Genomic DNA, 9,298 nt, shown 5'->3' with positions numbered 1-9,298 from the left:
CTGGGTGGCGCTGTTCGTGGCCTGGCTGATGAGCTTGGCGAGGTCGCCGCCCTTGGCGGTGGCGAGTTGCTTGGCCAGCTTGGGGTTCTGGGAAGCCTGGGTGATGAGCTTCGCCAGCTCGCCGTTCTTGCCGGCGAGGTTCTTGGTGAGCCCGGCCGGGTCTGTGGTGGCCCGCGAGACCAGGTCGGCGAGGTCACCCTTGCCCGTCGAGCCGAGTGCCTGACGGATCGCTGCTTCGGTCGCGGAGCCACCCTTGGCGGGGGCCTTCCCGGCGAGCGCGTTCTTCACGTCGGTCTTGATGGCCTTGCTGACGCTCGCCCGAGCGTCGTCACCGAGCCCGGCGAGCGCGGTGGACAGCTGTCCGCCGGTGGCCTTGGTGACCAGATCGGTGAGCTGCCCCGGGGTCGCCTTCGCGGACGTGCCGTTCTTCTTGGCGGCGGCGAGCGCCTGGCGGACCGTCTTCTCGACGCCGGCGCCGATCTTGGCGGGCTGCGCGGCGGAGAGCGAGTCCTTGACCGATGCCCGGATGCTCGTGCTCAGAGCATCCCGGTCGGCGGAGTTCTGGGGGAGGGTCTTGCCCACCGAGTCAGCGATCGCAGAGGCGACCTGCTTCTTCCCGGAGGTCTTGGCGAGAGCGTCGGTCACGGCCTGACGGACCGCGGTCTCGGTCGCGGAGCGCCCCTTGGCAGGCTTCTTCCCGGCGAGCGCGTTCTTCACGTCGGTGTCGATCGCGGCGCTGATGTTCTTGCGCGCTGTGCTCGCCGACTGGCCCGAGGATGTGCGGTGCTGACCGAGCCCGGCGAGTGCCTGACGGACCGAGTCCTTGGCCGACTTCTCGGCCTTGGACCGGATGTCCTTGGCGGCGCCCTCGGCGTCGGAGCGGACGCGCTTCGACGCCTGGTGGACCGTGGCCATCTGGTCACGGACCGTCTTCCTGGCGGTGGCCACGCGGTCATCGATCTTCTTCTTGGCCGCGTTCACTCGCCGGTCGGCGGAGTCACCGGCCGTGGCCACCCGCTTCTGGCCGTGGCTCCTGGCCGCGGTCAGCTGGGTAGTCGTGGAGCGGTCACCGGAGCGGCCGCCCGACGTGCGGGTGGCCGTTGGCCGGGACTCCTGCTGAGAGGCGGAGCTGCTCCGCTTGGCCGGCTTTCCGGAGTTGCCGGAGGAAGAAGAAGCCGACCGGGTGTGCGATTTCGGCTGGCTACCGCCGGAATTGCTGGAATGTCCGCTGGAGGTGGATTTCTTCGAGCTTCCGGAGCTGCTCGACTTTCCACCCGATTTCCCACCGGACTTCCCGCCGCCCGAGCCGCTGCTGGAATGGCCGCTGCTGGAGTTGCCGCCCTTGCCGCCGCCGCCCTTGCCGCCGGAGCCGCCCTTCATCGGGGCGTTCTCGGCGACGCGCAACACCTGTCCGGCGTTCACACTGATCGGCATCGGAGCGGAGGCGCCGGAGAACATCCCGGCGGCGAGCCACAGCAGGGCGGCGCCACCGACGATCGCGCCGCAGTTGAGCAGAACCCGGAGCGCCCCCCACAACAGCACCCGACGAAGCGGCAGGCGCGACGAGGCGCACGAGCGCCCCATCACGTCAGCCGATCCACGGGTAGCCATCAGAAGTGCTCCAGACAGGAGAAGGTGAGAGAACCCCAGGCCAGGAAGGCCGCGAGGTGCTGCATCTGAGTTAGTGCGATGGTGTGCGGCAGAGAGCGCACGGTTCAACCAGGCGACCCACGGTTCACGTCACGCGGGCGACCCATCGATACCGCCGGCGCCAGATTCCACGCGGTGCGGCACGGGCCCCGGAGGGCCGGTGGGTAAGAGCAAGACGTAAGTACTCCACGTGTTGCTTCGATCAAACTAGAGGTTCGGGAGCGTCGAGTCCAGTCGAATCAGTGCTCTCTTTGCATAATCGCTCGGATGGGTGAGCGGGTACGGCCGGCCGCTCCGGGGCTCAGGGTGGGTCGGAGAGGTCCGCTCGAGGTGTCCGATGGCGTCCCCTCGGGGTGTCGCCAACCGATCTGGATCGGCCGCTACACGTCGAGGCGTAGACCCCCCCGGTGCTCACTGGCATCTCTGGTCGAGGGACCTGGCGGAGCCGCACCAAATCGCCTCGACGTCCACCGGAAATTGCAGCCACAATTAAATGAACGTTGGTGGTGTCTTGCTGACCTCGCCGCGCGACCGGGAACCCTGGAAATAGGGATACTGATTTCCCTCGAATCGCGTTTGCGTCGGCTAAGGGTCGGAGATCGCGCGCGTGGCCGCGACCCGGGCCGGACCGGTCAGGGCGGTATCGGCCGCGTTGATGGCCGCTCGGTGATCGTCTTGATGGCCGTTCGGCAGCGCGGTGGCCGTGGCCTCGGGGGTGCCGGTGGCCATCGAACGCGTGGCCGACTCGATCATGTCCGCGCGTGGCCGTGCGTGAAGTTGGCCGTTACGTTCACCCAGGTTCATCCCCGGCGAGCATGGCCACGAGCGGCCAACTGGATCACTGATGGCCACCGAGGCCGGTCACGAGGAGAGCAGGAGGGTGCGCAGTGCCTGGGCCGCGCCGCTGAGGAAGCCGGCCCTGCGCTGGACCAGAACCACCGGGATCGCGAACCGTGCCCGGGGTACATCCAGCACCCGCAACCGACCGGTGCTCAGCTCCGTCCCGACCCCGCTGCGAGGCAGTACCGCCAGACCGAAACCGGCCTCGACCATCCGTACCTGAGCGGTCAGGCTGTCGATCGGAACGATCTCCGCGACCTCCAGCGCGTCGCGGCCCAGGAGGGTCTCCAACGCGTCGGCGTAGGGCTGACGGGGTTCGCCAGGGCGCGCCGGGAACGTGATCCAGGGATACCGCGCCAGTCGCTCCGGAGCGAGGTCGCGTTCGGACAGGAGCGGGTGCCCGGCGGGTGCGACCGGCAGCAGCTCCTCGTGGCCGATCGTCGTCGAGACCAGATCGGGGTGGGTGTCCTCGGCGTAGCGCAGCCCGAGGGTCGCCTCGCCGCGCCGGACCAGATCGCTCACGACGTCACTCGGCGCCGTCCGGATGCGGAACCGCACCTCGGGGCTGGCGTCCCGGAACTCGCGCAGCCGGTCGGTGAGGTCGGTCCCGGCGAGCGTCCCGATGAACGCCAGCGTGACCTCCCCGGACCGTCCGCCGTGCACCTCCGACACCGAGGCGAGCCCGTCCTGGACGACCGTGGCGAGGGTCTCGGCGTAGGGCAGGAACGAACGCCCGGCCTCGGTCAGCAGGACGCCGCGGGCGCCACGCTCGAACAACGGCGCGCCCAGCTCGGTCTCCAGCAGCCGGATCCGTCTGCTGATCGCCGGCTGTGAGACGTGCAGGACCTCGGACGCCCGGGTGAACCCGCCGTGCCGCACGATCGCCAGGAACGTCGCAACGTGGTCTACTTCCATGAAGACATCAGATTAGCTGATCGCCAGGCTCAGTCCTATGCATTAGACACATAGGAGCTGGTCTTCCTACGGTCGCTGGGTGACCGACCTGTTCCTGCTCGACCCGGACCTGACGCACCTCAACCATGGCGCGTTCGGGGCTTGCCCCCGGCCGGTCTTCGACGTCTACCAGCGCTGGCAGCGCGAGCTCGAACGGTCGCCCAGCGGGATGTTCGACCGCCTCGACGACGAGCTCGCCGTCGTGCGCCGGGCGCTCGCCGCCTATCTGGGTGCCCAGCCCGAAGGCATCGCGCTGGTGCTCAACGCGACGGTCGCGCTCAACACCGTGCTCCGCTCGCTGCGGATCGGCCCCGGCGACGAGCTGCTCACCACCGAGCACGAGTACGGCGCCATCCGTAACGCGTTGAGCTTCGTCGCGGGCAGGACCGGCGCCCGGGTCGTGGTCGCACGGGGCACGACGGCCGAGGAGATCTGGGCCGGCGCCACGGCCCGGACCAGGGCACTCGTGGTCAGCCACATCTCCTCACCGACCGCGCTGCTGCTCCCGGTCGAACGGCTCTGCGCGCTGGCCAGGGACGCGGGTGTGCTGTCGGTGGTCGACGGGGCGCACGGCCCCGGCCAGCTCGACCTCGACCTCGACGCCCTCGGCGCCGACGTGTACGTGGGCAACTGCCACAAGTGGCTGTGCGCGCCGAAGGCCGCCGCGTTCCTCCACACCCGCCGCGAGGTGCGGCCGCTGCTCGACCCGCTCGCCGCCGGGTGGGGGTGGGGCGAGACGGCCTATGAGCCGAGCCAGGACTGGCGCAGCGCCCGCGACCCGTCGGCCTACCTGTCGGTGCCGGCCGCGATCGACTTCGTGACCGCCCACGGCCGCCAGGCGGAGTGCCGGGACCTGCTGCGCGGCGCCAGGACGCTGATGGCCGACGCCGGGTTCGCCCCGTTCGCCGACGAGCAGCCGATCCAGATGGCCTACTTCCTGCTCCCCGCCTGCGACCCGGCCGCTGTCACGAGGCTGCTGCGTTCCGAGTTCGCGATCGACGCCCCGGTCCGCGCCTGGAACACGCAGCCGATGGTGCGGATCTCAATCGCCCCGTACGTCCGTCTCGACGACATCCAGCGCCTCGCCGAGGCGCTGACCACGATCTTCTCAACGGTGAGGGCATCCAGATGAGCGCAACCGAGCGCGGCTTACGCAAGGACGTCCGACTCGTCGGGCTGCTGTTCACCTCAGTGGGCGCCATCATCGGCTCCGGCTGGCTGTTCGGCGCCCAGAGCGCCGCGAACACCGCGGGTCCCGCCGCCGTCCTGTCCTGGGTCATCGGCGGCGTGATGATCATGGCGATCGCGTTCGTCTATGCCGAGCTGGGCACGATGTTCCCGGTGTCCGGTGGTACGGCCCGGTTCCCGCACTACGCGTTCGGCTCGTTCACCAGCTACGGCTTCGGCTGGATCCTGTGGATCACCTGCGCGTCCGCGTCGGCCATCGAGGTCGAGGCGGCCCTGCAGTACAGCGCCGCCCGGTTCGACTCGCTGATGCATGAGGTCGACGGCGTGCCGGTACTGACCTGGCCGTTCGGGTTCGCCGTCGCGGTCGCACTGCTCGCCGTGCTGACCGCGCTGAACCTGTACGGCGTCAAGTGGTTCGCCCGCGCCAACAACGTGCTGGTGTGGTGGAAGCTCGGCGTGATCGTCGTGGTGATCGTGGCGTTCCTGGCGACCGCGTTCCACGCGGGCAACTTCGACCTGCCGGACGCGGCAGCCGGCGGTGAGGGCGGGTTCGCGCCGTTCGGCGTCGAGGGCGTGCTGACCTCGATCGCCACGTCCGGCGTGGTGTTCTCCTACCTGGGGTTCCGGCAGGGCATCGAGCTCGCGGGCGAGACCGACCGGCCACGCCGCAACATCCCGGTCGCGGTCATCGGCTCGGTGCTGGTGACCGGCGCGCTGTACATCCTGTTGCAGGTCGCATTCACCGCCGCCCTGCCGCCGGAGGCGCTGGCCGGCGGCTGGTCGCACATCGCCCTCACGTCCGGGCAGGCGACGGCGTTCGGCCCGCTCGCCGCGCTGGCGACGATCCTCGGTCTGCACTGGCTGGCCGCGACGCTCTACCTCGACGCGGTCGTGTCACCCGCGGACAGCGGACTGATCTACCTGACCAGCACGTCCCGGGTCACCTACGCGATGGGCCGCAACCGCAACGCCCCACCGAGCCTGGCCACGCTCGACCGGCGCGGCACACCGTGGGTGAGCCTGCTGCTGGCCTTCGTCGCCGGGGTGATCTTCTTCCTGCCGTTTCCCGGATGGCAGTCGCTGGTCGGTTTCGTGACCGCCGCGACCGTGCTGTCGCTGGGGTCCGGGGCGCTCGCGGTCGGGGCGCTGCGCCGGTCGCTGCCCGATCATCCGCGAGTGTTCCGCCTGCCCGGCCGTGACACCGTGCCGTTCCTGGCGTTCTACTCGTCGAACCTGATCGTCTTCTGGACCGGCTGGCACACCGACTGGAAGCTGTTCGTCGCGGTGCTCCTCGGCTACCTGATCTTCGCCGCGACCCGGCCGTTCCTGCCCGGCGGCCCGCCGCTGGAGCTGCGCGCGGCCTCCTGGTTCTTCCCCTGGCTCGGCGGGCTGGCGCTGATCAGCTACCTCGGCGAGTTCCCCGACCCGGCCGACGGCGCCGGCAACACCGGCGCGATCGGGCTCGGCTGGGGGTTCGCCGTCGTCGCACTGTGGTCGGCGGTGATCTACGCGTGGGCCATGCGCGTGCGGCTGTCCGACGACAAGGTCGCGCGCCTGGTCGACTCCGGGTTCGTCGGAGAGGACGAACCCGCCATCACGACGACGGAGGTGAACCGATGATCTTCGACGGCATCGAGGAACACGGTGTGGAACAGGTGGTGTTCGGCAGCGACCCTACGACCGGCCTGCGGTCGCTCATCGTCATCCACGACACGACGCTCGGCCCGTCGCTCGGCGGGGTGCGGATGTGGCCGTATCCGAGCGAGGCCGAGGCGATCGCCGACGGGTTGCGGCTGTCCAGGGCCATGACGGTCAAGGCGGCGGCGGCCGGGCTGAACCTCGGCGGCAGCGCCAGCCTCATCATCGGCGACCCCGGCCTGGACAAGACCGAGGAGCTGCTGCGCGCGCACGGCCGGTTCATCGCCTCCCTCGGCGGCCGGTTCATCCCGGTCAACGACGTCGGGACCACCCAGGCCGACATGGAGACGATCGGGCTGGTCGCGGCACCGGTGTGCGACCGGGGTGACCCGTCGCCGTACACCGCGCTCGGTGTCCTGTGCGCTATCCGCGCGGCGCTCGAGGTCACCGACCTGGCCGGGGTGACGGTTGCGGTGCAGGGGGTCGGCAACGTGGGGTCCCGGCTGGTCGGGCTGCTGCGCGCGGAGTCCGCCGAGGTGATCGTTGCCGACGTGGTCGCCGACCGCGCCCGCGGGGTGGCCCGGCGCCACGGCGCGCGGCAGGTCCCGGTCGAGGAGATCCTGGGTACACCGTGCGACGTGCTTGCGCCATGCGCGCTGGGGGAGGTGGTGACCCGGCGAACGCTGCCGGACCTGGCCTGCCGGGTGATCGCGGGTGGCGCGAACAACGTGCTCGCCCAGCCCTCGCTGGCGCGGGAGCTGGGGGACATCCGATACGTCCCGGACTTCATCGCCAACGCCGGCGGCCTGATCTACCTGGAGGAACAGCTGCTCGGCCACGACGACGACCGCGCGACCGAGCGGGTCAGGAAAGTGGGGAACGTGGTGGCCGACGTCCTCGCCATGGCGAGCGACGGCCGGGTCACCACGGTCGAGGCGGCGACGGAACTGGCACACGCCCGGCTCGCGGCCCGCCGCGTGGCGGGGAACGGATGGTGGTCACCGGACCGACCTGTACCGACATACAGCCTGGATAGGCGCCAATGAAGCCGCCGGCCGGTGACCGGACTCCAGCATAGCCCTCGCCACCAGCCCAAACGCGTCCCCATAACAAAGTCATACGGTTGTGGGCCAACGATGTTGTCTAGTCTCTGCTGAATGGCGTTCACCTCTCGATCCGAAGCGGCGCGCACCGCGATCCTGGACGCCGTCCGGGACCTGCTCGCGCGGAAGGGTTTCGCCGGTACGACGATCCGCGCGGTGGCCGCCGAGGCGAGCGTCGACCCGTCCATGGTGATGCGCTACTACGGCAGCAAGGAGGACCTGCTCGCCGCGGCGCTCGACGTCGACCTGCACCTGCCCGACCCGGCGCAGTGCCGCCCGGAGCGCCTCGGCCGGACCCTGGCCGAGCACATGATCAGCCGGTGGGAAGGTCAGCTGGCCGACGGCCTGATCCTGATGCTGCTGCGCTCCGCGTCGAACAGCCGGCTCGCCGCGCAGCGCTACCGGGAGATGTTCGAGAGCCAGGTGCTCGGCCTGATCCGCGCGGTCATCGGCGACACACCCGACACCGCCCGCCGCGCCGGTCTGGTCGCCGCGCAGGCCGCCGGGGTCGCGCTGTGCCGTTACGTGCTGGAGATCCCGCCGGTCGCGGCGCTGGAGGGGGAGGAGCTGGCGGCGCTGCTCGCCCCGGTCCTGCAGCACTACCTCACCGGCAACCTGACCTCCCTACCCCTACCCTCGACCCTCGACGCCAAGACGTAGCGCGGCCGACGTCGTCGGAACCGACATCACGGATCGGGTCACTCGAATCCAGCGGCTGGCTGTCCGGGTTCGGATCGAGCGCTCGTGATCATCACCGCCTCAGTGCTGTTTTTCGGGCGGGAAACAGCCCTCACGCGGTGGTGATCATGGGTAGGTGTCAGTCGAGGGCGCGCAGGTGTGCGGCGAGGTGGTCGGGCAGGGACGGGCCGGGGGTGGCTCGGATGTTGCGGATGTCCAGTGGCTCGCCGGTGGCGGCGTCGACCACGGCGGGCTGGACCCGGTCGCCGGTACGGCGGTCGTGCAGCTCGATGGGCGGGCCCTCGGGGTCGGCGAGCCAGCGGTCGCCCCAGCGGATCATGGCCGCGAGCACGGTGAAGAAGTCGCGGCCCTTCTCGGTCGGCACGTACTCGTAGCGCGTGGGCCGGTCCTGGTAGGGCACCCGGTCCAGCATGTCGGCCTCGACCAGTGCGTCGAGGCGCTGGGTGAGCACGTTGCGGCTCAGTCCGAGCTGGTGCTGGAACTGCTCGAACCGGCGCGCGCCGTAGAAGGCCTGACGCATGACCAGCGGGGTCCACCAGTCGCCCGTCAGGTCGACGGTCCTGGCGATCGAGCACGGCCATTCGCTGAACCGGGTGCGTCGCATGTCCCGATGATAGTTGCTCTAGTGAACTCACTGCTCTACCGTCAGTTGCTGTAGTGAACTGACTGGGAGGTCTCCTCATGCCGATGATCGATCTGACGATGCCGCGCGGCGCACTGTCCGAACTGGGGAAGGCCGAGCTGATGGCCGCCCTGACCCGCACCCTGCTCAAGTGGGAGGGTGCGGCGCCGGGCAACGAGGCCGCCCGGTCGATCGCCTGGACCTTCCTGCACGAGGCGGACCTGGTGACGGTCGGCGGCGCGGCGCCGGCTCAGCCGCGCTACCGCGTCGTGGTCGGTGTGCCGCAGGGAACGGTCGACGACGAGGCGAAGCGCGGGCTGGTCGCGGAGGCGACCGAGGACGTGCTGGCGGCGGAACGCGGGTTCCGTGGCGGGGCTCCCGGGTCCCGGGACGCCTGGCGCGTGTGGGTGATCGTCAACGAGATCACCGACGGCAACTGGGGCGGTGCCGGGCGGATCTTCCGGCTCGGCGACATCCTGGAGTTCGCCGGCGCCGACGATGCCGACGTCGAGCGTCGGACGGCGCGACTTCGGCAACCGATTTCCTGAGGTTTCGGCGGTAGCTGAGGTCACAATCAGTGACAGGCCGGCCTGAAATAACACCT

General features: G+C 70.1%; 9 protein-coding genes. 5 read left to right on the top strand and 4 right to left on the bottom strand.

Annotated features, from left to right (window positions below; all coding sequences use genetic code 11):
- The 3 genes from G406_RS0116645 to G406_RS47455 all read right to left on the bottom strand — a co-directional run.
- Nucleotides 1-1,611, bottom strand: a 1,611-nt coding sequence (locus G406_RS0116645) for a hypothetical protein (RefSeq protein WP_211241174.1), incomplete at its 3' end; no start/stop codon positions are given.
- A gap of 624 nt (nucleotides 1,612-2,235) precedes the next feature.
- On the bottom strand, nucleotides 2,236-2,454 hold the full coding sequence (locus G406_RS0116640; RefSeq protein WP_028934695.1) for a hypothetical protein: 219 nt from the start codon (nucleotides 2,452-2,454) through the stop codon (nucleotides 2,236-2,238).
- 57 nt (nucleotides 2,455-2,511) lie between these two features.
- Nucleotides 2,512-3,405, bottom strand: a complete 894-nt coding sequence (locus G406_RS47455; protein WP_051342212.1) for a LysR family transcriptional regulator — start codon at nucleotides 3,403-3,405, stop codon at nucleotides 2,512-2,514.
- A gap of 79 nt (nucleotides 3,406-3,484) precedes the next feature.
- On the opposite strand from G406_RS47455, the gene G406_RS47450 reads away from it, so the two are divergent.
- The 4 genes from G406_RS47450 (at nucleotide 3,485) to G406_RS0116615 (ending at nucleotide 8,033) form a co-directional block, all read left to right on the top strand.
- On the top strand, nucleotides 3,485-4,576 hold the full coding sequence (locus tag G406_RS47450; protein WP_037076987.1) for an aminotransferase class V-fold PLP-dependent enzyme: 1,092 nt from the start codon (nucleotides 3,485-3,487) through the stop codon (nucleotides 4,574-4,576).
- Entirely contained in the window at nucleotides 4,573-6,252 is a 1,680-nt protein-coding gene (locus G406_RS0116625) for an APC family permease (protein WP_028934694.1), read from the top strand. The genes G406_RS47450 and G406_RS0116625 overlap by 4 nt, the downstream gene beginning before the upstream one ends.
- Nucleotides 6,249-7,316 (top strand): Glu/Leu/Phe/Val family dehydrogenase, encoded by a 1,068-nt coding sequence (locus G406_RS47445; protein ID WP_051342211.1) that lies wholly within the window; start codon nucleotides 6,249-6,251, stop codon nucleotides 7,314-7,316. The genes G406_RS0116625 and G406_RS47445 overlap by 4 nt, the downstream gene beginning before the upstream one ends.
- A 111-nt stretch (nucleotides 7,317-7,427) precedes the next feature.
- On the top strand, nucleotides 7,428-8,033 hold the full coding sequence (locus G406_RS0116615) for a TetR/AcrR family transcriptional regulator (RefSeq protein ID WP_028934693.1): 606 nt from the start codon (nucleotides 7,428-7,430) through the stop codon (nucleotides 8,031-8,033).
- Between the two features lie 157 nt (nucleotides 8,034-8,190).
- Here the strand turns inward: G406_RS0116615 and G406_RS0116610 are convergent, their stop codons facing one another.
- A complete protein-coding gene (locus G406_RS0116610) occupies nucleotides 8,191-8,676 on the bottom strand; it encodes a winged helix-turn-helix transcriptional regulator (protein WP_028934692.1) in 486 nt (161 codons plus the stop codon).
- A gap of 77 nt (nucleotides 8,677-8,753) precedes the next feature.
- Between G406_RS0116610 and G406_RS47440 the strand changes: the two genes are divergently transcribed.
- Nucleotides 8,754-9,242 (top strand): tautomerase family protein, encoded by a 489-nt coding sequence (locus G406_RS47440; RefSeq protein WP_051342210.1) that lies wholly within the window; start codon nucleotides 8,754-8,756, stop codon nucleotides 9,240-9,242.
- Nucleotides 9,243-9,298 lie beyond the last annotated feature (56 nt).

Origin of the sequence: Actinospineispora spinosispora DSM 44797 (assembly GCF_000429025.1) — a bacterium.
In the GTDB taxonomy this organism is placed as follows: domain Bacteria; phylum Actinomycetota; class Actinomycetes; order Mycobacteriales; family Pseudonocardiaceae; genus Pseudonocardia; species Pseudonocardia spinosispora.
Note: the sequence above shows the minus strand (reverse complement) of the source record. Positions and strands in the feature narration are given on the sequence as shown.